Origin of the sequence: Verrucosispora sioxanthis (assembly GCF_010560025.1) — a bacterium.
GTDB classification, from domain to species: Bacteria; Actinomycetota; Actinomycetes; order Mycobacteriales; family Micromonosporaceae; genus Micromonospora; species Micromonospora palythoicola.
On the sequence record NZ_SAIY01000002.1, the window covers coordinates 792,216 to 813,297 of the forward strand.

The 21,082-nt window shown below is 71.6% G+C and carries 25 protein-coding genes; 12 read left to right on the forward strand and 13 right to left on the reverse strand.

Translation table 11 applies throughout. The features are described from left to right. Nucleotides 1–120: 120 nt before the first annotated feature. Nucleotides 121–447, reverse strand: coding sequence for a hypothetical protein (locus tag ENC19_RS08870; RefSeq protein ID WP_164446636.1), 327 nt, complete (start codon nt 445–447; stop codon nt 121–123). 79 nt (nt 448–526) lie between these two features. Here ENC19_RS08870 and ENC19_RS08875 point away from each other — a divergent pair, with 79 nt between their 5' ends. From ENC19_RS08875 to ENC19_RS08895, 5 genes are read left to right on the forward strand one after another with little or no spacing between them, the layout of a single operon-like run. Beyond that, nucleotides 527–880, forward strand: a complete 354-nt coding sequence (locus ENC19_RS08875) for a hypothetical protein (RefSeq protein WP_166458179.1) — start codon at nt 527–529, stop codon at nt 878–880. Further along, complete coding sequence (locus ENC19_RS08880) at nt 877–1,314, forward strand: MerR family transcriptional regulator (RefSeq protein ID WP_164446637.1); 438 nt, start codon at nt 877–879, stop codon at nt 1,312–1,314. Before ENC19_RS08875 ends, ENC19_RS08880 begins: the two co-directional genes overlap by 4 nt. A gap of 45 nt (nt 1,315–1,359) precedes the next feature. Continuing rightward, nucleotides 1,360–1,707: an ArsR/SmtB family transcription factor gene (locus tag ENC19_RS08885; RefSeq protein ID WP_164446638.1), complete on the forward strand. Its 348-nt coding sequence runs from the start codon at nt 1,360–1,362 to the stop codon at nt 1,705–1,707. Next, on the forward strand, nt 1,704–2,399 hold the full coding sequence (locus ENC19_RS08890) for a cation transporter (RefSeq protein WP_164446639.1): 696 nt from the start codon (nt 1,704–1,706) through the stop codon (nt 2,397–2,399). The genes ENC19_RS08885 and ENC19_RS08890 overlap by 4 nt, the downstream gene beginning before the upstream one ends. Nucleotides 2,400–2,403: 4 nt before the next feature. Next, complete coding sequence (locus ENC19_RS08895; protein ID WP_164446640.1) at nt 2,404–3,009, forward strand: methyltransferase family protein; 606 nt, start codon at nt 2,404–2,406, stop codon at nt 3,007–3,009. A 99-nt stretch (nt 3,010–3,108) separates the two neighbouring features. Here ENC19_RS08895 and ENC19_RS08900 read toward each other — a convergent pair whose 3' ends face one another. After that, on the reverse strand, nt 3,109–4,377 hold the full coding sequence (locus ENC19_RS08900) for a hypothetical protein (RefSeq protein ID WP_164446641.1): 1,269 nt from the start codon (nt 4,375–4,377) through the stop codon (nt 3,109–3,111). Between the two features lie 197 nt (nt 4,378–4,574). Between ENC19_RS08900 and ENC19_RS08905 the strand changes: the two genes are divergently transcribed. After that, a complete protein-coding gene (locus tag ENC19_RS08905; RefSeq protein WP_164446642.1) occupies nt 4,575–5,087 on the forward strand; it encodes an SRPBCC family protein in 513 nt (170 codons plus the stop codon). Between the two features lie 34 nt (nt 5,088–5,121). Here ENC19_RS08905 and ENC19_RS08910 read toward each other — a convergent pair whose 3' ends face one another. Beyond that, nucleotides 5,122–5,511 (reverse strand): hypothetical protein, encoded by a 390-nt coding sequence (locus tag ENC19_RS08910; protein ID WP_164446643.1) that lies wholly within the window; start codon nt 5,509–5,511, stop codon nt 5,122–5,124. A gap of 154 nt (nt 5,512–5,665) precedes the next feature. On the opposite strand from ENC19_RS08910, the gene ENC19_RS08915 reads away from it, so the two are divergent. After that, nucleotides 5,666–7,027, forward strand: a complete 1,362-nt coding sequence (locus tag ENC19_RS08915) for an ABC transporter substrate-binding protein (protein WP_164446644.1) — start codon at nt 5,666–5,668, stop codon at nt 7,025–7,027. A 60-nt stretch (nt 7,028–7,087) separates the two neighbouring features. Here ENC19_RS08915 and ENC19_RS08920 read toward each other — a convergent pair whose 3' ends face one another. Next, nucleotides 7,088–7,831 (reverse strand): enoyl-CoA hydratase/isomerase family protein, encoded by a 744-nt coding sequence (locus ENC19_RS08920; protein WP_164446646.1) that lies wholly within the window; start codon nt 7,829–7,831, stop codon nt 7,088–7,090. Next, nucleotides 7,828–8,742 carry a 3-hydroxyacyl-CoA dehydrogenase family protein gene (locus tag ENC19_RS08925; RefSeq protein ID WP_164446647.1) on the reverse strand — a complete coding sequence of 305 codons (915 nt, stop codon included), beginning with the start codon at nt 8,740–8,742 and terminating at the stop codon, nt 7,828–7,830. Before ENC19_RS08925 ends, ENC19_RS08920 begins: the two co-directional genes overlap by 4 nt. Nucleotides 8,743–8,936: 194 nt before the next feature. Between ENC19_RS08925 and ENC19_RS08930 the strand changes: the two genes are divergently transcribed. Then, a complete protein-coding gene (locus tag ENC19_RS08930) occupies nt 8,937–9,233 on the forward strand; it encodes a hypothetical protein (protein WP_164446648.1) in 297 nt (98 codons plus the stop codon). Nucleotides 9,234–9,310: 77 nt separating this feature from the next. Here ENC19_RS08930 and ENC19_RS08935 read toward each other — a convergent pair whose 3' ends face one another. After that, complete coding sequence (locus ENC19_RS08935; RefSeq protein ID WP_164446649.1) at nt 9,311–10,090, reverse strand: class I SAM-dependent methyltransferase; 780 nt, start codon at nt 10,088–10,090, stop codon at nt 9,311–9,313. A 54-nt stretch (nt 10,091–10,144) separates the two neighbouring features. On the opposite strand from ENC19_RS08935, the gene ENC19_RS08940 reads away from it, so the two are divergent. Further along, nucleotides 10,145–10,525, forward strand: coding sequence for a PPOX class F420-dependent oxidoreductase (locus ENC19_RS08940; protein ID WP_164446650.1), 381 nt, complete (start codon nt 10,145–10,147; stop codon nt 10,523–10,525). A gap of 99 nt (nt 10,526–10,624) precedes the next feature. On the opposite strand, the gene ENC19_RS08945 is transcribed toward ENC19_RS08940, so the two are convergent. Both ENC19_RS08945 and ENC19_RS08950 read right to left on the reverse strand, forming a co-directional pair. Next, nucleotides 10,625–10,834 (reverse strand): BldC family transcriptional regulator, encoded by a 210-nt coding sequence (locus ENC19_RS08945; RefSeq protein ID WP_007073996.1) that lies wholly within the window; start codon nt 10,832–10,834, stop codon nt 10,625–10,627. A 252-nt stretch (nt 10,835–11,086) separates the two neighbouring features. After that, complete coding sequence (locus tag ENC19_RS08950) at nt 11,087–11,926, reverse strand: hypothetical protein (RefSeq protein ID WP_164446652.1); 840 nt, start codon at nt 11,924–11,926, stop codon at nt 11,087–11,089. A 268-nt stretch (nt 11,927–12,194) separates the two neighbouring features. Between ENC19_RS08950 and ENC19_RS08955 the strand changes: the two genes are divergently transcribed. Then, nucleotides 12,195–13,277 carry a Glu/Leu/Phe/Val family dehydrogenase gene (locus ENC19_RS08955; RefSeq protein ID WP_164446654.1) on the forward strand — a complete coding sequence of 361 codons (1,083 nt, stop codon included), beginning with the start codon at nt 12,195–12,197 and terminating at the stop codon, nt 13,275–13,277. A 294-nt stretch (nt 13,278–13,571) separates the two neighbouring features. Beyond that, the gene (locus ENC19_RS08960; protein ID WP_093403828.1) at nt 13,572–13,784 is read left to right on the forward strand and encodes a DUF3073 domain-containing protein; all 213 of its coding nucleotides are present in this window, start codon (nt 13,572–13,574) and stop codon (nt 13,782–13,784) included. 146 nt (nt 13,785–13,930) lie between these two features. Here the strand turns inward: ENC19_RS08960 and amcA are convergent, their stop codons facing one another. From amcA to ENC19_RS08985, 5 genes are all read right to left on the reverse strand, one after another. Then, complete coding sequence (amcA, locus tag ENC19_RS08965) at nt 13,931–14,167, reverse strand: multiple cyclophane-containing RiPP AmcA (RefSeq protein ID WP_164446656.1); 237 nt, start codon at nt 14,165–14,167, stop codon at nt 13,931–13,933. Continuing rightward, nucleotides 14,136–15,239 carry a cyclophane-forming radical SAM peptide maturase AmcB gene (gene amcB / locus ENC19_RS08970; RefSeq protein ID WP_301282340.1) on the reverse strand — a complete coding sequence of 368 codons (1,104 nt, stop codon included), beginning with the start codon at nt 15,237–15,239 and terminating at the stop codon, nt 14,136–14,138. The genes amcA and amcB overlap by 32 nt, the downstream gene beginning before the upstream one ends. A gap of 176 nt (nt 15,240–15,415) precedes the next feature. Then, nucleotides 15,416–16,570 (reverse strand): phosphoribosylformylglycinamidine cyclo-ligase, encoded by a 1,155-nt coding sequence (gene purM, locus ENC19_RS08975; RefSeq protein WP_164446660.1) that lies wholly within the window; start codon nt 16,568–16,570, stop codon nt 15,416–15,418. A 64-nt stretch (nt 16,571–16,634) separates the two neighbouring features. Beyond that, nucleotides 16,635–18,194, reverse strand: coding sequence for an amidophosphoribosyltransferase (purF, locus tag ENC19_RS08980; RefSeq protein WP_164446661.1), 1,560 nt, complete (start codon nt 18,192–18,194; stop codon nt 16,635–16,637). Between the two features lie 163 nt (nt 18,195–18,357). Further along, nucleotides 18,358–18,720 carry a sterol carrier family protein gene (locus ENC19_RS08985; protein WP_164446662.1) on the reverse strand — a complete coding sequence of 121 codons (363 nt, stop codon included), beginning with the start codon at nt 18,718–18,720 and terminating at the stop codon, nt 18,358–18,360. Between the two features lie 159 nt (nt 18,721–18,879). Here ENC19_RS08985 and ENC19_RS08990 point away from each other — a divergent pair, with 159 nt between their 5' ends. Further along, nucleotides 18,880–21,063: a carboxypeptidase-like regulatory domain-containing protein gene (locus ENC19_RS08990; protein ID WP_328824185.1), complete on the forward strand. Its 2,184-nt coding sequence runs from the start codon at nt 18,880–18,882 to the stop codon at nt 21,061–21,063. Nucleotides 21,064–21,082 lie beyond the last annotated feature (19 nt).

Genomic DNA, 21,082 nt, shown 5'->3' on the forward strand with positions numbered 1-21,082 from the left:
AATAGGAAGGTCGGCGGTTCGACCCCGCCCCTGGCCACATAGCCTTTCGCCGGGCTATTGCAACGCCGACCAGCGGAAACGCCGGTCGGCGTTCTGCTTTGCGCCCTCGGCTGGTTGCTCTCAGCGGCGGAGCAGGGCGAACCATCCCACCGCGCTCACGACCAGCAGCAGTGCCAGGGCGAACAGGACCCGTCCGACCGCGACGGGCACGGGGGCGAGAAACGGCACCTGCTGCACGAGCAGGCTCGCACCGCACAGGGCGAGGAAGCCACCGCGACGGAGCGGCTGGGACCGCTGCCTCTCGGTCAGCCGAGCGGCCCGCGTCCAGACCACGGGAAACCGCCGCGTCACCGCGACCCGCACGCCGAGTAGGACCACGGCAAGGCTGAGGACCGCACCGACGAGACGCAGGGCGGCCCATGCCGGGTCCGGGTCAATCATGGTCACGGAGCGATCATGCATCTGGGTGTCAACGCCCGACCTCGGAGCTTGCATCCGGTACCTGGGTACCGGCTTACCGTGGGGTATGAGTTCCCAGGACATCACCGGAGCGGCGTGGGTGCCGGCTGCGTGCACCCTGCCGACGGCGGACCGGCCCCTGCGGCTCGCCGAGTTCGACCGGTTCTTCGGCGCGGCCGTACGAACGGCGGAGCGGGTGTCGGCGCAGCATCTGCGGTTGCGGCTGGACAGCGCGACGCAGGTGGAGCAGACGGCCCGCGATCTGACGGCCCGCGAGTCGTCGTGCTGCTCGTTCTTCCTCTTCGACCTGCTCCGGACCGATCCGGATGCGCTGACCCTGGACGTTCGCGTGCCAGCCGGGCACGTCGACGTGCTCGACGCCCTCGCCGACCGGGTCGCGGCCGTACGGCGGCGGACATGACGTCGTACGGGCTGCGCAGTGGGGAGTTGGCCGACGCGGCCGGCGTAAACCGACAGACCCTGCGCTACTACGAACGACGCGGCCTGCTCGCCTCCCCCCAGCGGTCACCGGGTGGGCACCGGATCTATCCGGCCGAGACGGTCGATCTCCTGCGGGTCATCAAGACGGCGCAGCGTCTCGGCTTCACGCTCGACGAGGTCGCCGACCTGCTGGACGCCGGCCGCCACCGGCACGGCCGTCGACCGGACGGCGGCCTGCGGGCCCGGGCCAGGAGCAAGCTCGCCGAGATCGAGCAGAAGTTGGCGGACCTGACCGTCATCCGCGACACCCTGCGCGCCGCCATCTCCGCCGGCTGTGACGACCTGGTCGCCTGCGCCGACAGTCCCTGCTGCCCACTGCCCTTCGCCGAACTCGCGGAAAGAAGCCCGCGATAGCGCCCGCCGGCCTAATACATCCTCGGATCCGGCTATCATCGCTTCGTGGCGATTGATTGCACGTCAGCACCGACCTCGGCCGTGGCGCTGTTCCGCTCCCTCGGCGACCCGACCCGGCTGGCCATCGTGCGCCGCCTCGCGGCCGGCGAGGCGCGGGTGGTGGACCTGACCAGCGAGTTGGGCATGGCCCAGTCGACGGTCTCCAAGCACCTGGCCTGCCTGCGCGACTGCGGCCTCGTCGACTACCGGGTCGAGGGCCGCCAGTCGTTCTACGGCTTGACCCGACCCGAGCTGCTGGACCTGCTGCGCGCGGCGGAGCTGCTACTGGCGGCCACCGGCGCGGCGGTCGCCCTCTGCCCGGTGTACGGCGCCCCCGCCGAGGCGCGGGCGTGAGCACGTCGACCGTCACGCCGCGACGGCGGGCGGTGCTGTCCCGACGCAGCCTGTGGCTCGCCTACGCCACCGCCGGCTACAACCTCCTGGAGGGCCTGGTCGCCATCGCCGCCGGAGCGGCGGCCTCCTCCACCGCGCTTGTCGGCTTCGGCCTGGACTCGTTCGTCGAGGTGTCCAGCGCGGCGGTGCTGATCTGGCAGTTCCGCTCCCGGGTCCCCGAGGACCGGGAACGGCTGGCGCTGCGGCTGATCGGCCTCTCCTTCTTCGCCCTGGCCGCCTGGGTGAGCGTCGACGCCCTCCGGTCGCTGCTGGGCAGTGCTGACGCCGAGGCCAGCCCGGTCGGGATCGGCCTGGCCGTGGCGTCGCTGATCGTGATGCCACTGCTCGTCGCCGCCAAGCGGCGCACCGGACGCGAACTCGGCTCCGCCACGGTCATCGCCGACTCCACCCAGACGTTGCTGTGCACGTACCTGTCCGCGGTGCTGCTCGTCGGCCTGCTCCTCAACGCCCTGTGGGGCTGGTCCTGGGCGGACCCGATCGCGGCGCTCGTCATCGCCGGGGTCGCGGTCAGGGAAGGCGTGCAGGCATGGCGCGGCGAGCACTGCGACGACTGCGCACCGGTCGCGATCGCCGAGACCACCGGGCGGACCTCGGGCTGCGCCGACAACTGCTGCACCAACCGGGAGGTGTGACGCCATGGCCTGGCTCGCGCTGCTGCTCTACCTGCTCGGCCTGCTGCTCGCGTTCGGCTGGCGCACGTTCGCGCAGTGGCGGCGCACCGGAGACACCGGCCTGCGTCTCGACGCCGGCCCGGTCGGCAGGCTTCGGTGGTGGGCCAAGCTGCTGTTCGTCGCGGCCCTCGTGCTCGGCCTCGCGGGCCCGACCGCCGCCCTCGCCGGCCTGCCCCCGCTGCCCGGTCTGGATCACCGACCGTTGCACGTGGCCGGCTTCGTCGTCACCGCCGTCGGCATCGGCGCGACGCTCGCCGCCCAACTCGCCATGGGCACCTCGTGGCGCATCGGAGTCGACCCGTCCGAACACACCGAACTGGTGACCGGAGGTGCGTTCGCGTACGCCCGCAATCCCATCTTCACCGCCATGGCCCTGACCATGCTCGGCCTGACCCTCATGGTGCCCAACGCCGCGGCACTCGCCGCCCTGGGCGTCCTGATCGTGGCGCTGCAGGTGCAGGTCCGTGCGGTGGAGGAGCCGTATCTGATCGCCACCCACGGTGACGCCTACCACCGCTACGCGGGACGTGTCGGCCGTTTCCTGCCCGGGTTGGGTCGGCTCACTGGCTGAAAGACAACCTCCTGCCGTTCAAGCGCTGCGGATTGCGGCAAGTCGCGGCCTCCGGGGCGGTGCAGAGCGCGACTCGCGGTGTCTCGTGCCGTGGCGAGCTCACCGGTCCTGCTGTCGGCGCTGCGCCATGCCGCTCTGGATCGCCTCCCACACGCTGCGCCCGGCTCGTAGAAGCGTCTCCCCCGCCTGCTCGGCCAACTGCCGAGGGCTGGACGTCTCGTCGTGGCCGGCCGGGCCCTGCTCCGACGAGGCAGCCCTCTCGCCGCCCCGGCCATGCTGCTCGGCCGGTTCCTCCGCCCCCGCTCCCCGGCCCACGTCCCGACCTCGACTCGCCTCCCGGTCCTCGGGCCGTTCCGTGTGGCGACCCTGGCTCTGGTTCCGGTCCTGGCCGCCCTCCCGGCCTTGACTCCGGTCCCGGTCCTCGGGCCGCTCCGTCTGTCGGCCTTGGCTCTGGTCCCGGTCCTGGCCGCCCTCCCGGCCTTGACTCCGGTCCCGGTCCCGGGCCTGGGTGTCCGGTTCGCGGCCGGGTGCCCGGTCGGCGACCGCACCGATGGCACCTACCTGCTGCCCCAGGTCGTCGGTCGCACCACCTGGTTGCCCCGCCGCCGCACCCGACTCGCCCGGCCGCCCCGCCACCGGACCCGAACCGCCAGCCGCCGCACCCGGCCCGCCCGGGCGCCCCGCCACCGGACCCGAACCGCCAGCCGCCGCACCCGGCCCGCCCGGGCGCCCCGCCACCGGACCCGAACCGCCAGCCGCCGGCTCCGCAGGGACGGTGGGATCTCCCCGCTCGCCGATCAGCCGGCCAACTCGGTCGGGCGTCCGGCCCGCCCTCTCGGTGGACCGGGCGGTGACCGGTACGGCCTGGTCCGCCATCAGGCCAGGCTGCCGGACAGCGGGTTCGGCCCGGACCACGGTGGGTCCGGCGGCGGGCGCAGCAGCGGAAGCCACCTGTTCGACCACGCCGGCAGCGTCGTCCGCCACCCGGTTCACGTCCGCCAAGGCCGCGCTCGCGGTGCGGGCCAGCGCGTCGATCACCTGCGGGTTCCGGTCGATGGTGGTCAGCGCGCGGTCGAGGATCGTCACCAGCTTCTCCAGGCGCACCTTCAGCAGGGCCTGCGCCTCCACGCCGTCGATGTCGAGTTCGACGCCCTCGACGTGTACGCGAACACCGGCGTCGAGCTGGAGCAGACCGGCAAGCCGAGCACGCAGGGACAGGTCGGCGTCCAACCGGTCCACGGAGAGCTGGATCGAGTTGACCGAGACCTTCGGGACGTCGAGCAGCACGTCCGGCTCCGGCCCATCGCCGCTGTCCGGACCGGTCGACCGCTCCGCACCGGGCACCGAGAACTCTTCGCTGTCTGTCATGTTCCCGCTCCGCCTCACCGTCGCGGACCGCCCGGCGACGTCCCGCCGCGCATACCCGCTCTCCGGACGGCCATCCCGGCGCGGAGGCGGATCGACAACGCATGATCAATCGACGCCGACGAGTACGGCGATCATCAGGCGGGACAGACATCGGAGGAAGCTGCGCACGGGGGCATGAGCCGGTATGGTCCGGGCCTATGGGACAGGGGATGGCCGATCCTACCGACATCCAGCAGGAACTTGAACGGTTCGCACTCCGCAGCACCCTGTTCGTCCCCGCCTCCGCCGACCGGGCGTACGAGGTCTTCACCGGACGGCTCGCCGACTGGTGGGTGATGGAGTACACCTGGTCGGGCCCCACCCTCCTGGCCGAGCTGGGCATGGAGCCGCGCCCTGGCGGGATGCTCTACGAGGTCGGGCCCTACGGGTTCCGCACCGACTGGGGGCGCGTGCTGACCTGGGATCCGCCCCGCCGCCTGGTGTTCACCTGGCAGATCAGCGCGGATCGCGCACCGGTGCCCGACCCGGCGCGGGCCAGCGAGGTCGAGGTGCTCTTCACCCCCGCCGAGGCCGGCACCCTCATCGAGGTGGCGCATCGGCACTTCGACCGGCACGGCAGCGCCGCCGAGGGCTACCGGCGGGCGCTCACCGCCGGCTGGCACGAACTGCTCTCCCGCTACGCCGCGACACTGATCCACTCGCCCGCATGAGCGCCGAGCCGGGCGCGACCACCGACGCGGACGGTCAGGCGGCCCGCTGCCGCAGCGTCGCCACGGTCGAGCCGGCGAGCGTGAGCAGACACTCCGGCAGCAGCCCGTCGGCGGCCGCCGCGCCGAACAACGCCCGGGCGGTGTCCAGGTCGGCGTTGGCGTACGCGCTGACGAAGCGGGCCACCCACCGGGCGTCGTACCCGGCCTGGTCGATGCCGGGAAAGTCGAGCGCGCAGGCTCCGGGCGGCACCGGATCCCCCACCATCGTCGCGGCCAGGCACCACGCCACGTCGTACGCGCCGGCCAGGCCGGCCCGGTCGACCACCGCATCGAAGGTTCCCACCACCGCGTCGGAGTCCCCGTCGAGGGCCGAGCTGAGGATGGCGGCGGCGTCCTCGAACAGCTGCTGTGGCGAGTCGGTCACGGACCGCACAGTACGGGTGCCGGTCAAGGAACCCACCACGGTTACTCTCCGCACATGGTGGAGGCGACCTGCGGATAGACCGGCCTCCACGGTCCCGCCGCCCGTCACGGCACGCTAGTCTGCGCAGCGGACCTTCGCCCGAGGAAGGACGACCATGTACATGTCGCGCGGCTCGCGGACGGCCATCCTGGCTGTCTGCGCCACGGTCCTGCTCGCCACCAGCGCCTGTGGGGAAGAGCAGCCCGAGGAGGCGACCACCCAACAGGTGCGCCTCTACGGCACGGACGGCAACATGCTCAACTCGTACCCGGAGGAGTTGCAGGATCGCGCCGGCCTGGTCGACGGGATGAAGGGCACCACTCCGCTCACGCCGCTGCCGGACAACTTCAAGAACCGGCTACGGTCCGTGGACCCGAGGTTGACCGACTACCTCTACTCCGCCGAGGCGTACGACGCGGTGCTGATCAGCGCACTGGCGGCGCAGCTCGCCGGGTCGACCGACCCCGCGGACATCGCCAAGCAGATCGTGGGCGTCACGAACAACGGCACCAGCTGCACCACCGCGAGCCAGTGCCTGCGACTGGCCCGCCAGGGCACCGACATCGAGTACCGCAGCGTGTCGATCACCCGGGCCGGCTTCACGGAAGCGGGCGAGCCGGCCACCGCCAGTTACGCGACCCTGCACTTCGACGGTCAACAGCTCAACGACGCCAAGACGGAGTTCGTCGGCGCCGGTGACGAGTCGGCGGCGAGCAAGAAGAAGCCACCGAAGGCGAAGCGGCAGAACGGCAGCTTCCCCGACCCGAACAGCGGCGCCCCGCTGGTCCTGGGTGGCCTGCTCCCCAAGACCGGTGACCTGGCCATCGCCAACCCGCCGATCGCGGCCGGTGCGGCGCTGGCCCTCAAGGAGATCAACGCGGCCGGCGGGGTGCTCGGCGAGGACGTGGTCTGGATCGACGGCGACGACGGCACCAGCCCGACCGTGGCCAAGGCGACCGTGGCCAGTCACATCGACGCCGGCGTACACGTGATCATCGGTGCCGGTGGCTCGGGCATCTCCGCGGCCGTGCTGCCCGACGTGGTGGACGCCGGCCTGATCCTGTTCTCGCCGTCCAACACGGCCGCGGATCTGACCGAGGCCGACGACAAGGGTCTCTACTTCCGCACCGCCCCGCCGGACAGTCTCCAGGGTCGGGCGCTGGCCGACGTGATTCTCCGGGACGGCCCGCAGAAGATCGCCATCGTGGCGCGTCAGGACTCGTACGGCAAGGGGCTCCAGGAGGTCGTCCGGGCCGAGTTGGAGCGGGCCGGCTTCGGCGGCGACAAGGTGAAACTGCTCGGCTACGAGCCCGGCGAGGACGCCGAGGCCGCCCCGATCAACTTCGGTGAGGGCGCCAAGCAGATCAAGCAGTTCGGGGCCGACGCGGTGCTCATCATCGGCTTCAGCGAGTCCGCCGCGGTGATCCGGGCACTCGCCGACGCCGACGTACCGCTGGCGGCGCTCACCGCGTCCTGAGCCAGTCGACACCGACGGCCGCACCGTGACACGGTGCGGCCGTCGCCTTTTCCGGGCGCGTCAGCGCCCGCGCCGCCGGTCCAGGAACTCCGTCATCCGGCGGTGCTTCTCCTCGTCGGTGAAGAGCACCGCCTGGCTGACCAGGTCCAGCTGTGGATGCGCGGCGGTCGGGGCGTCGACGGCGAGCTTGGTCAACCGCAGCGCCAACGCCGAGCCCTTGGCCATCTCGTCGATCAGACCGTGGGCCGCCGGCAGCAACTCGTCGGGTGTGGTCACCACCCGGTTCACCAGGCCGATCCGCAGCGCCTCCGCCGCGTCCACCCGCCGCCCGGTGAACAGCAGTTCCTTGGCCAGCGCCTCGCCCACCAGCGCCGGCAGCCGGTGGGTGGCACCGGCACCGGCCAGGATGCCGAGCCGCACCTCCGGCTGGCCGAACACCGCCCGCGCCGAGCAGACCCGAAGATCGCAGGCGTACGCCAGTTCGGCGCCGCCGCCCAGCGCCGGGCCGTCGATCGCCGCCACGGTCGGCATCGGCAACGCCCGGATCCGGGCGAAGGCCGCCGAGTTGATCGCGGCCAGTGCGTCCAGCCGGCCACGCTCCCGCAACTGGGCGATGTCCGCCCCGCCGGCGAAGATCCCGTCGGTGCCGCCGGTCAGCAGCAGCATCCGGGGGTGTGCCTCCAACTCGGCGCAGACCTCGTGCAGCGCCGCGATCAGGTCGGTGTCGATGGCGTTGCGCTTCTCCGGCCGGTCCAGCGTGACCACCAGCCGGTCCGGTTGCTCCTCGACCCGCAGTCCGCTCATCGTGCCGCCTCCGGCGACTCGGCACCGCCAGTGGTCGCGACCGGCTCGCTGCCGCCCGAGCGAACCCCGTCGGTCCAGCGGTAGAAGCCGTGCCCGGACTTCTTGCCGAGCCGGCCGGCGGCGACCAGTTCCACGAGCAGCGGCGGCGGCGCGAACCGGTCGCCGTACGCGGCCTGCAACGTCCGCGCGATGTCCAGGCGCACGTCCAGACCGACCAGGTCGGTCAGTTCCAGCGGCCCGATCGGGTGCCGGTAGCCGAGCACCATCGCCTTGTCGATGTCGGCGGGGCTGGCGACCCCGTCGGCGACCATCCGGATCGCCTCCAGCCCGAGGGTCACGCCGAGTCGCGACGTGGCGAAGCCCGGCATGTCGCGTACCACGACGGGATCCTTGCCCAGCCGGCCGGCGAGCGTGACGGCCGCGTCGGTGGTCTCCACCGCGGTGGCCGGGCCGACCACGATCTCCAGCAGCGCCATCGCCCATACCGGGTTGAAGAAGTGCAGCCCGCAGAAGCGCTCCGGCCGGGTCAGCCCCGCCGCGAGATCGGCGATCGGGATGCTTGAGGTGTTGCTGCCCAGCAGCGCCGGGCGCAGCGCCTCCGCCTCGGCGAGCACGGCCCGCTTCAGGTCGGCCCGTTCCGGTACCGCCTCCACGATCACGTCCGGTGCCGGTGCGACCTCGGCGAGCCCTGCCCGCAGGGTGATCCGCGCCTGGTTGGCGTCCGCCTGGTCGGCGTCGAGCCTGCCCCGCCGCACGGCCCGCTCCCAGAGGTCGGCGAGTCGCCGCAGCGCGGCGTCACCCCGATCCCGGTCCACCTCGACCAGCTCCACGGCATGTCCGCTGCCGGCCGCCACGTACGCGATGCCGAGACCCATCGTGCCGGCACCCACCACCACGAACCGTTCCGTCATCGCGACACCACCGCACAGTGAGAATCGGCCCCTCGCTGACGCCTGCGGCGCGCGGGGTCGCCGCCACGCCGGGAATCAGCCCGTACGCTCCGCTCAGTCATGCTGCGACCCTATGCAGCGCCGGCCCCGGTCCCATGCGTGGGGGCGGACGAGATCGGGTACAGACCGCCGACAACCGAGGGAAGGACGAGCAGATGAGCCAGGCACCGGAGACCGTGGACGGCGCGGGCGCCGAGGGAATCGTCGAGACGCGCGGCGACGAGCGCGTCGAGCTGCTGCGTGCCGACACCAACAACGACGGCCGCACCGACGTGTGGGTGGTCGACACCGACGGTGACGGGAAGGCCGACCTGTTCCAGTTCGACACCGACGGCGACGGCAAGGTGGACGTCACGATGGTCGACATCGACGAGGACGGCCAGCCCGACGAGATCGTCGACGGCGACGGCGGGCTCCCCCCGGAGCCGCTGCCGCCGACCATCACTGTCTGAGGTGTCAGGAGGGCCCCTGACACCGCCTCCGGTGCGACAGGGGCCCTCCTGACGTTTCCACACGCGCTGCGTCGAGGTCAGCGGGCCAGCCGCAGGGTTGCGAGATAGTACGGCGCGTCGCGGTTGTCCACGTCGACCAACTGCCAGGGCGAGCCGTGCACCAGCTCGGCGAGTTCCTCCGGCGAACAGACCAGATAGTCGAACCAGGGCGTGCCCAGCTCGCGGTAGCGCAGCCGCAGCCGCAACTGCCCACCGAGGCGGCCCCGCCGCCGGTTGTGCTCGTGGTACGCGGTGTGCACCGGATCGCGGGTGCCGTACGGGTCGGTGCCGTGCGCGATCACCTGCGCGCCGGGTCGGGCCACCGCCGCCAGCGCGGCGAGGAAGGCCGGCGCCCGTTCCCGCCCCTCCAGCAGGCCGAGGTTGTTGCCGAGCAGCAGGAAGGTGTCGTACCGCCGCCCGCTCGCGGCGTGCTCGTCCACGGTCGCGTGCACCAGGTCGCGTACGCCCCGGCGGCGGCACACCCGCAACGCGCCGGCCGAGGTGTCCAGCCCGGTGACCGGTACGCCCCGCTCCTGCAGCAGCAACGCGATCCGTCCGGCGCCGACACCGACGTCCAGCGTCGCGCCGCGCACCCGGTCGACCGCGCGGTGGTCGTGCGGCTGCCAGTCCTGCGGTCCGTCGAGATAGTGGGCGGCCGGTGCGCCGTTGACCAGCCCGTCGTCCCGCTCGATGATCTCGATGACCGGGCGGGGCAGGCGCCCACCGGCCAGCGGCCGGGGACCGATGCCGGTCGCCACCGCCAGCGCGTCGCGCAGCAGTTCCCCGAAGACGTCACCGGTTCGTGGTTCCCCCGTCACACGCTTCACGCTATCCGGCCGGTCAGTTGGCCGCAGCGCCCGTATCCTGGCGGCGTGACCACGTTGGACCGCCTCTCCGCCGAGAAGTACATCCTCCTGACGACGTTCCGGAAAGACGGTCGTGCGGTGCCGACCCCGGTCTGGGCGGTCCGCGACGGCGACGCCCTGGCGGTGTGGTCGGCGGCCGACGCCGGCAAGGTGAAACGGATCCGCCGCAGCGGGCAGGTCACCGTCGCTCCCTGCGACGTACGCGGCCGACCACACGGCGAGGCGGTGCCGGCCCGGGCGAGCCTGTACGACCCGGGCGCGACCAATCGCATCCGTGGCCTGATCAAGCAGAAGTACCGGGTGATCGGCCGGCTGACCCTGCTCGGCAGCCGGCTGCGCCGGGGCGAGGGTGGCACGGTGGGCATCCGGGTGGAGCTGACCGACTGACGTTCCGGCCCGATGCTCGGGGCACGCCGGCCCGGACATGGCGAAGGGCGACGGAACAGGTCCGCCGCCCTTCGTGAAGCTGTGTTATCAACCGTGTGGTCAGTCCCCCTGGCGCTGCTGCGGAATCTGTCCCTGCAGCAGTGCCCTGACCTCAGACTCGCGGTATCGGCGGTGACCGCCGAGCGTCCGGATGGCGCTCAGCTTGCCAGCCTTCGCCCAACGGGTCACCGTCTTCGGGTCGACACGGAACATCGACGCCACCTCGGCCGGTGTGAGTAGCGGCTCTGGTTCGTGCGTTCGCGATGCCATCGGTCACTCCTCCACATGTATAGACATCGGCCGGGGTCCCGCCGGCCGACGCGTCTCCCATGGTCCGGCTAGTCCCCGATGTCCGACATGGGCCGAACGGCCGAACGTCCCTAGACGGACGGATGAACCATGCCCGATTTATACGACTTTTACACGCCACAAAGTAACTTATTCGGACTCATGATCACGGTTCGTGATGCGTCAACTACGAAGCAGCCTCGCGTTGGGCCCGGAAATTGGGACATTAAGGCCCTAGTTGCAACGCTCCAGAAGTTGCACCGCGCGCCATCGCGCGACCAACTTGTCGTACGCCGCCGACGCTTCCTCCGCCTCGCCCCGGGACAGCCCGGCCAACCCGGCCGCGACCAGTTCCGGTGAGTCGTCCTCGGCCAGCGTCTCGTCCGAGAGCAGCTCGACCAGCCCGCCGTAGTCGAGTTCCACCACCGACCGCGGGTGGAACTCCTCCAGCCAGCGGGCCGCCTCCTCGACCGCCTCCGTGATCGGCGCGTCGCCGACCGACTTGCGGAGCACCGCGAGCGCCCGGGACGAGCGACGGCGGGCCTTGGAGATCTCCGTCCGGAAGCGCAGCGAGCGCCGGTCGGGGACGGTCACGTGGTTGCGCTCCTCCGGCTCGAACAGCACGAACCAGCGCAGCGGTACGCCCCAGGTCGCGATCTGTTCGTGCACCCGGGGAACGCCGTGCTCGAGCACCCGGGCACCGCTGCGCCAGTCCTCCACCACCGCCTTGGCCTGCCCGGCCAGCACCGGCGGCACGAAGGCATCGGCCAGCACCGGCGGCACGCCGTCCCGCGCGCTCAACGCCGCCTCGGCCACCCGGATCCGCAGGTTCCACGGGCACACCAGCAGCGTCTCGTCGGTCTCCAGCACGTACGCCTCGTCCGGCAGGTCCGGCAGCCGCGTCCACCCGGCACCGAGCGCCTCGATGACCGAGGTCCGCTGCCGGCCGGGCCCCTCGACCGGCGCCACGGCCCGCCCCTGCTCGACGTAGCGCCGCCAGTAGGACTGGCGGTCCCGGTCGAAGGCGGTCAGCGGCTCGTACACGCGCAGGTATGAAGCGAAGAGCGACGGCACGGCGCGATCCTCCCACGAACGGCAAGCCGAGCGTTGCTCGGCGTCACCGGGCGACCTGGCGCGGCGCAGGAGCAACCCGGGCAAAGCGCTGCGCGCCGCCTCGTCCGCGGCGGAGGTGGGGCCGGGACGGGCCGCCCGAGGGGCGGGACGGCGACCACTGGGGTACGGCGCGACGCCCGCCGATACTAGGCTCGCAGCACCGGCAGCATCCCCGCCGGCTGACCAGGTCCGCGCCTCACGAGGGCGCCCGCCGACACAGGAGCCAGTCATGGGCGTATTCGCCACCACGGACGACCCGGAGGCCACGGGTCACGAACAGGTCGTGTTCTGCCAGGACAAGCAGACCGGCCTGAAGGCGATCATCGGCATCTACTCCACCGCGCTGGGTCCCGCGCTCGGCGGCACCCGGTTCTACCCGTACGACAGCGAAGAGGCCGCGCTCGCCGACGTGCTCGACCTCTCCCGCGGCATGGCGTACAAGAACGCCCTCGCCGGCCTGGACCTGGGCGGCGGCAAGGCGGTCATCTGGGGCGACCCCGAGCAGGTCAAGAGCGAGGCGCTGCTGCGCGCCTACGGCCGCTTCGTGGAGTCCCTCGGCGGTCGTTACTACACCGCCTGCGACGTCGGCACCTACGTGCCGGACATGGACGTGATCGCCCGGGAGACCCGGTACGTCACCGGCCGCAGCGTCGAACACGGCGGCGCGGGTGACTCCTCGATCCTCACCGCCTGGGGCGTCTTCCAGGGCATGCGGGCGGCGGCCGAGCACGTCTGGGGCGTGCCGACGCTGCGCGGTCGGCGGGTCGGCGTCGCCGGGCTGGGCAAGGTCGGCAAGTACCTCGTCGGTCACCTGTCGGAGGACGGCGCCGAGGTGGTCGCCACCGACGTGAACCCGCGGGCCCTGGACTGGGCACGCACCACCCACCCCGAGGTCCACCTCGTCGACGACGCTACCGCCCTGGTCGCCGCCGACATCGACGTGTACGCCCCGTGCGCCCTCGGCGGCGCGCTGGACGACGACACGGTGGCGGCGCTGCGGGCCAAGGTCGTCGCCGGGGCGGCCAACAACCAGCTCGCCCACTCCGGCGTGGAGAAGCTGCTCGCCGACCGGGGCATCCTCTACGCGCCCGACTACGTGGTGAATGCCGGCGGTGTGATCCAGGTCGCGGACGAGATCGAGGGCTTCGACTTCGAGCGGGCCAAGTTGCGGGCCACCCGGATCTACGACACCACGCGGGAGATCCTCCGCCTCGCCGACACCGACGGCGTGCCGCCGGCCGTGGCGGCGGACCGGCTGGCCGAGCGGCGGATGGCCGAGATCGGCCGACTGCGCGCGATTCATCTGCGCTGACGACACGCCGTCGGGGCGGGGCCCGGTGGTCCCGCCCCCGACACCCTGGCCGGCTAATCTGAACATACGACGTGTTCGTGGAGATTTGCCCTCATGTCACGGCCGATCCCAGTATCGCTCCTTACCGGGTACACTGGGTGACGTCCTGACAACCGCAACGCGCGGTCGCGGTCGTAGGTAACCCGAGGTGCCGAACGGTGGCATCCCCATGTACCGTAAGAGCCACGAGAGATGCCTGACGTCATCGGGGCCCGCCTTCGGGCTGCCCCGCATTCTGTGCGAGGGGGTCGAGCCATGGGGCGCGGCCGTGCTAAGGCCAAGCAGACAAAGGTGGCCCGGGAGCTGAAGTACCACTCCCCGAACACCGACCTCGCCGCCTTGCAGCGAGAACTCGGCGGCAGCGGCAAGTCGGACCGCAACTTCGACGACGACTACAAAGAGTACGTCGACGATGACGAGGACCACTCCGACGACGACCCGGACAACTGGGTCCGTCCGACCCGCTGACCCCCGGTCACATCTGAGCACGCGGTGACTCCCCGCGTGCTCACGCATGTGCCCGCTAGGCGGCGGCGTGCAGCACCCGACGAGTCGAGGGCCCACCATGGCCGGATGCTGTTCCGGCGGCGTGGCGGGCCCTCGGCACCGACGGGTCAGCGGGGACGGTTGTTCCAGTTGTAGAACGTCGGGATGTTCTCGAAGTGGTTCCAGGCGCAGACCGCACTGGCTCCGTCGCCACCGGCCACCTCCGCCCGTAGTCGACGCGCGACCTCGGCCTCGTGGAGCAGGGCGTTGAGTCCGGCAGCGACCGCCCGCACCCGGTCGGCGACCCGGTCGGGCTCGTCTCCCGTCGCGGTCTCAGGCTCCCGGTGACTGGTGGTCTCGGGCATGCTCCAACACTCCCTCCAGTAGGCGGATCTTGCTGTTGCGGCAGTGCTCGGTCTCCGTACCGTCAAAACGCCCCAGCTCGAAGTAGCGGTTCGCCGCGTGGCCTCCGCCACAGAAGCCGAAGTACGGGCAGGAGGAGCGACACGCCTCCACGCCGTCGATGAACTCACCGACCCAGGTTGTGCGCTCCGCCGCGGCCAGGATGGTGTGCAACGGGGTGGTGAGCACGCTTCCGCTGGAGAAGTCGCCGTAGCGGGAATCGGTGAAACCAGCCAGTTCGGGCGAGAGCACCACGACCGAGCCGTCGTACGCCACGGTCGGTATCGGGTCGAGCCGGCCGGGCAGCAGGTCGTCCGCCGTACCGTCCAGCACCGCCGCGGCGTACCGCAACGACCACTCCACCTCCCGCAGGTGGATCCGGGGATCCCGCCGCCAGGCCGAGACCAGCTCGGCCCAGAACCCGGTCACGGCCGGGGCGGCATGGGCGTTGTCCCGGGTGTTGACGCCCTCGGTCTCCTCGATGTTGACGCCGAGCACCTCACAACCGAGGTCGAGGAAGTAGTCGTACAGTTCGGTGGCCCGGCCGGGGGACGGGTCGTTCACCACCGCGAGCGCCGAGAACGGCAGCCCGTGCCGACGCAACGCGGCCACCCCGCGGACGATCCGGTCGTACGCCGGCCGACCCGCCCGGGTGACCCGCTCACCGTTGCGTTCCCGAGGCCCGTCCACGCTCACGCTCACCCGCATCCGGTGCCGGGCGAAGAACTCGCACCAGGCGTCGTCGATCAGGGTGGCGTTGGTCTGGACGTGGTGCTCCACCTCGGGCCCGAAGGGTGCCATCAACGCCGCCAGCCGCTCCCGGCCGGCGGCCAGCGGCTCCCCGCCGTGCCACACCACCGAGAACCGGTCGGTGGCCGCCCACCGGTTCACCGAGGCGGCCACCGCCTCGGCCACCGCCACCGGCATCTGCCGGTCCGCCGCCCGAAACGGCAGGTAGCAGTACGCGCAGTCGAGATTGCAGAGGGTGGTGGGCTGCATCACGACATACGACGGGACGGTGGCCAGGCCCCGCATCCCGCCCAATGACCGTCCCCGCGCAGCCATCGCCCTCCTCCGTAGCGGTCTTGGGCTGCCGGGCGCGACCCGGCCTGGGCCCGCCCCACAGCTCTCGAGGGTGCCCTTCAGGCTAGGCGGCGACGGCCACTCGGGTGAAGCCCTGATCAGGTGGTCGGACGATCAGCGCAAAGTCATCATCCTCGGGTGTGCTGGCCGACCATCCGCACCTCACCGGTGCCCTCGATGATCTCGCCGACCTGCCAGGCGTCGACGCCCCGTCCGGTGAGCGTGGCCAGCGCCCGGTCGGCGTCCTCCGCCGACACGATGGCGAACATGCCGACGCCCATGTTGAAGGTCGCCTCCATCTCCGGGTCCTCGATCCGGCCCTTGGACTGGACCAGGTCGAAGACCGGCTGCGGCTTCCACGTCGACCGGTTGACCACGGCGTCCACGTGTTCCGGCAGGATCCGCACCAGGTTGCCGGGAATGCCACCGCCGGTGACGTGGGCCAGGGCCCGTACCTCGGCCTCGGCGATCAGCTTGAGGCAGTCCTGCGCGTAGATCTTGGTGGGGGTGAGCAGTTCCTCGCCGAGGGTGCGCTGGCGGCCGAAGTCGTCGATCACCACGTCCAGTCGCATCCGGCCGGCACCGAGCAGGACGTGCCGGACCAGGGAGTAACCGTTCGAGTGCAGGCCCGACGACCGCATCGCGATCACCACGTCGCCCACCTCGACCCGCTCGGAGCTGAGGATCTCGCTCTCCTCCACCACACCGACACCGGTGGCGGAGATGTCGTACTCGTCGGGGCGCAGCACACCCGGGTGCTCGGCGGTCTCCCCACCCAGCAGCGCGCAGCCCGCGTACCGGCAGCCGTCGGCGATGCCGGCGCCGATCTCGGCGACCTTGTCCGGCACGACCTCGCCGGTGGCGATGTAGTCGAGCAGGAACAGCGGCTCCGCACCGCAGGCGACCAGGTCGTCGACGACCATCGCGACGAGGTCGATGCCGACCGTGTCGTGGATGTCCATCTGCTGGGCGATCACCAGTTTGGTGCCGACGCCGTCGGTGGAGGAGGCCAGGATCGGGTGCTTGTACTTCGTGGTGTCCAGCCGGAACAGGCCGGCGAAACCGCCGAGGTCACCCATCACCTCCGGCCGGCGGGTCTGCTTCACCTTCGACTTGAGCAGCTCCACGGCACGGTCACCGGCCTCGATGGACACCCCGGCGTCCGCGTACGAGACCGCGCGTTTGCGCGCCGGACGGCCGGAACCGGCCGTCCAGGGCTGACGGTCCCCGCCAGCGCCGCTCGGGCTGCCTCCTGCGCCGCTGCGCTCGGACACGTGCGTCACGGTTCTCCCCTTTGTGGTTCTCGGCTGTCGCGTCGACGGTGACCGGCGCCGCAGCCGGGTGGTGCTACGGGCGGTTTGTGGTCGCCGACGGTTGGCGGTTGCCGAAGTTGTCGAGTTGCGGGACGAGTTGCTCGGCGGATCCGATCTCGTCGGCCGAGTGGTTGGCGACCCGGCGGCCGATTCCTTCGAGCACGTGCTTGCCGATCAGGTTGCCGACCGGCAGTTCGATCGGGTACTCCCCGTCGAAGCAGGCGCGGCAGAGTCGGGTCTTGGGCTGCTCGGTCGCGGCGATCAGGCCGGACAACGAGACGTAGCCCAGCGTGTCCGCGCCGATCGAGCGCCGGATGCCGTCGTTGTCGAGGCCGTTGGCGAGCAGTTCGGCACGGGTGGCGAAGTCGATGCCGTAGAAGCACGGCCAGGAGACCGGCGGCGAGGAGATGCGTACGTGCACCTCCACCGCGCCGGCCTCGCGCAGCATCCGCACGATCGCGCGCTGGGTGTTGCCGCGGACGATGGAGTCGTCGACCACGACCAGACGCTTGCCCCGTACGTTCTCGCGTAGGGGGTTGAGCTTGAGTCGGATGCCGAGCTGGCGCAGCGTCTGCGACGGCTGGATGAAGGTGCGGCCGACGTAGGGATTCTTCACCAGGCCGGCACCGTAGGTGATGCCGGATCCCTCGGCGTAGCCGATCGCCGCCGGCGTGCCCGACTCGGGCACCGGGATCACCAGGTCGGCGTCGACCGGGTGTTCCTTGGCCAGTTGCCGCCCGATCTGCACCCGGGCGGCGTGCACGTTGCGGCCGGCGATGGTGGCGTCCGGGCGGGCGATGTAGACGTACTCGAAGAGGCAGCCCTTGGGCTCGGGGGCGGCGAACCTGGTGGACCGCAGCCCCTCCGCGTCGATCGCGATCAGCTCGCCCGGCTCGACCTCGCGGACCACGCTGGCACCGACGATGTCCAGCGCGGCGGTCTCGCTGGCCACCACCCAGCCGCGCTCCAGTCGGCCCAGCACCAGCGGACGCACGCCGTGCGGGTCGCGCGCGGCATAAAGGGTCGACTCGTCCATGAAGACGAAGCTGAACGCGCCCCGCAGTCGCGGCAACACCTCCAGCGCGGCAGCCTCGACGGAGAGATCCGGCCGGCTGGCCAGCAGCATGGTGACCAACGAGGTGTCGTTCGTCGAACCGTCGGTGCCCAGGCCGCGCTCGGCCACCTCGCGCTGCAACTCGGCGGTGTTGACCAGGTTTCCGTTGTGCGCCAGCGCGATGGTGGTGCCCGAACTGGTCGCCCGGATGGTCGGCTGGGCGTTCTCCCAGGTCGACGCGCCGGTGGTGGAGTAACGCGCGTGCCCGATCGCGACGTGACCACGCAGGCTGGCCAGCGTCGGCTCGTCGAAGACCTGGGCCACCAGGCCGAGATCCTTGTAGACCACCACGCCGGAGCCGTCGCTGACCGCTATCCCGGCCGCCTCCTGCCCCCGGTGCTGCAACGCGTACAGCCCGAAGTAGGTCAGGTTGGCGACCTCCTCCCCCGGGGCCCAGACGCCGAAGACACCACACGCGTCCTGGGGGCCGGGTCGCTGGGGATCAAGGTCGTGGCTCAGCCGGCCGTCGCCTCGGGGCACCTGCCGCTCCCTCTTGCTGGTCTGGACTGGCCTGGCGGAACCACGGGGGTTGCTCCGCACCTCTCGGCCGGGGACCACACTGTCGTCGCCTGACAGTGTACGCGAATCCATGTCGCCACATACAGTCACATTATCGGCGCTCTGTGTCATCCAGTCTCAGCCGTCACCGCAGTTCGAGGGGCAGATACGCGGACAGGTCCGCGCGAGCACCACTCGCCTTTACGCGACCCTCCGTGACCGCCCGCACCCAGTCGAGTCGTCCCGTCGCCAAACCGAGCCAGGTTTCCGGATCCATCTCCACCGTGTTCGGCGGAGTACCGCGGGTGTGTCGCGGCCCCGGAACGCACTGAACTGCACCGTAAGGTGGGACTCGCACCTCCACCGATCGGCCGGGGGCACCGTCCGCGAGGAGGGTCAACAGGGCCCTGACCGCCTCGCGGAGCACCGACCGTTCAGGTGTACGCCCCTCATCGAGCGCCGACAGTGCCGCCGCGACCGAGGCGGACTTTATGTACGGAGAGGACACGACGGGACGATACGGCGTGACCGCGCCGGCCGTCACGCTGGCCCTGGGTCGCGCCGATCCGGCCGGACAAGGCATAGTTGCCGACGGCGTATTCGTACCGTGATATTCCCCCGCCCGGCACCCGCCGGACAGGGGAGGTCAGTCCGGAAGGCGGTGGACGTGTCAACACACCGACGAGCCTGGCACAAGCGGGCCGGTGTGGTCGTGGCGCTGATGATCGGTGCCCTGCTCGCCGTCCCAGCCACACCCGCCTCCGCCGCTTCCGTCAACGTCGTGCCCGGCTCGGTGACCGTCAATGCCGGAAGCGACGCCACGGTGACCTTGCAGATCACCCCAGGCGAGGATGACACCAGCGCAGAGATCAGTCTGACCGGGCTTCCATCTGGCGTGAGCTGCGCCAGGGGCTGCGGAAGCATCGAGTTCAACGGGCCAGCGCCGAAAACACAACTACTGACGCTGCGGGCCAACGACAACGCCCGGAATGGCTCCAGTGGCGTCACCGTGCAGGTAGAACCGGACAACTCCGAGCCCGACACCGCCAACCTTCAGCTAACCGTCCGTGGTGAGCAGGCACCGCCACCGCCGCCGACGACGCAGGCGCCGCAGACGGTGCGGTCGATCTCCGGCAAGGTCGTCAACCAGGGCGGCGAGGCGGTGCCGAACGCGTACGTCCTGCTCAAGGACAGTGCCGGAAAGCAGCGGGACACCACCACCAACGGCGACGGCAACTTCCGGTTCACCGGCAGCAGCGACAACCCGATCGCGCCCGGGCGGATCGACATCGGCGCGAGCGCCGACAACAAGAACGCCGTGGCGAGCTTCACCGCCAACGCCGGGCAGAGCATCACCGGTCGGCGGATCACCCTCCCGATCGCGGCGGCCTCGGAGAGCCCGAGCGCCAGCCCGTCGGCCAGCGAGTCGGCGGTGCCGACCGAGGACCCGTTCGAGGACGAACTCGGCGAGGACGAGGAGACCGCGGCCGAGAGCGCCGCCGCCCAGGCCGCGGCCTCCAACGAGGACTCCGGCGGTTTCGGCAACTGGCTGCTCATCCTGCTGGGTGGTCTCTTCGTGGCCGTCGGTGTCGGCACGATCGTGCTGCTGTGGATGAAGCGCAAGGAGAACGAGGACGGCGAGCCGGACGGTGACGTGCCCGCCGGTGCTCCGGCCGGCGCGGTCCCGGCCGCCCGTGGCTCGTTCGCCGGCGCGGACGACCAGACCCGGGTGGTGAACCGGGTCGGTGCCGCACCGGACCCGACGATGGTCGGCGGTCCCGGGTTGGCCAACGCGCCGACGATGATGCACCAGCCGGTGGTCGACGATGTCCCGCCGGACCCCTACGGCGCACCGCCGCAGCCCTACGGCGCGGCGAGCGGACCGGGTGGCTGGTCCGGTGCCGGCGGCTACGGCGACGAGCCGGGCGGTTACGGCGCTGCGGGCTACGGCAACGCCCCCTCGTCCGGCGGCGGCTACGGCAATGCCCCCTCGTCGGGCAGCGGCTACGGCAACGCCCCGGCCTCCGGCAGCAGCTACGGCAACAGCCCGTCGTCCGGCAGCGGCTACGGCAGCCGCGACTACGGTGCCGGCAACGCCGGCCCGGACTATCCCCCGGCGGGTGGCGGCTACGGCGAGCGGTACGACGAGCCGACCGGCCGCTACCAGGGTGAGGAAACGGCCTACCCGGCTCCCGCCGACCCGTACGCCACCGGGATGTACCAGCCGGACGCCGGCGGGCCGGGCTACGGCCAGACCGAGTCGGGCGGCTACGGGCGGAGCGAGGCCGGCGGCGACTACGGCCGCAACGAGCCCACCGGCGGCTACGGCCAGAGCGACCCGACGCGGGGTTACCGGCACGGCGAGTCGGGCGGGTACGGCCAGAGCGACGCGACTCGCGGCTACGGCGAGGGTGAGCCGGGCGGCGGCTACGGTCAGGCCGACCCGAACCGGGGCTACGCTGCGGGTCAGTCGGGTGGCGGCTACGGCGCGTCGCCGAATGGTGGATACGACCAGCCGGCCGGCGGCTACGGCCAGGATGCCGGGCACCAACGCGGTGGCTACGACAACACCAGCTACGACGGCGCCTACGAGCAGGGTGGCTACGGCGGCGCATACGGCCAGGACGCACCGTCACGTGGTGGGTACGACCAGGGTGGTTACGGCGGCGGCCAGGCCAGCGGCGGGTACGGCCAGGAGCCCCCACGCCAACGTGGTGGCTACGACGAAGGCTATGACCAGGGTGGCTACGGCCAGGGTGGCTACGGCGACCCGGCACAGGCCGGCCGCGGGCGACCCGACGGCGCACCCCAGGACCGTGGCGGCCGCCGCTTGGACTGGCTCGACGACTAGCGCCGGGCACCGCGGGCGG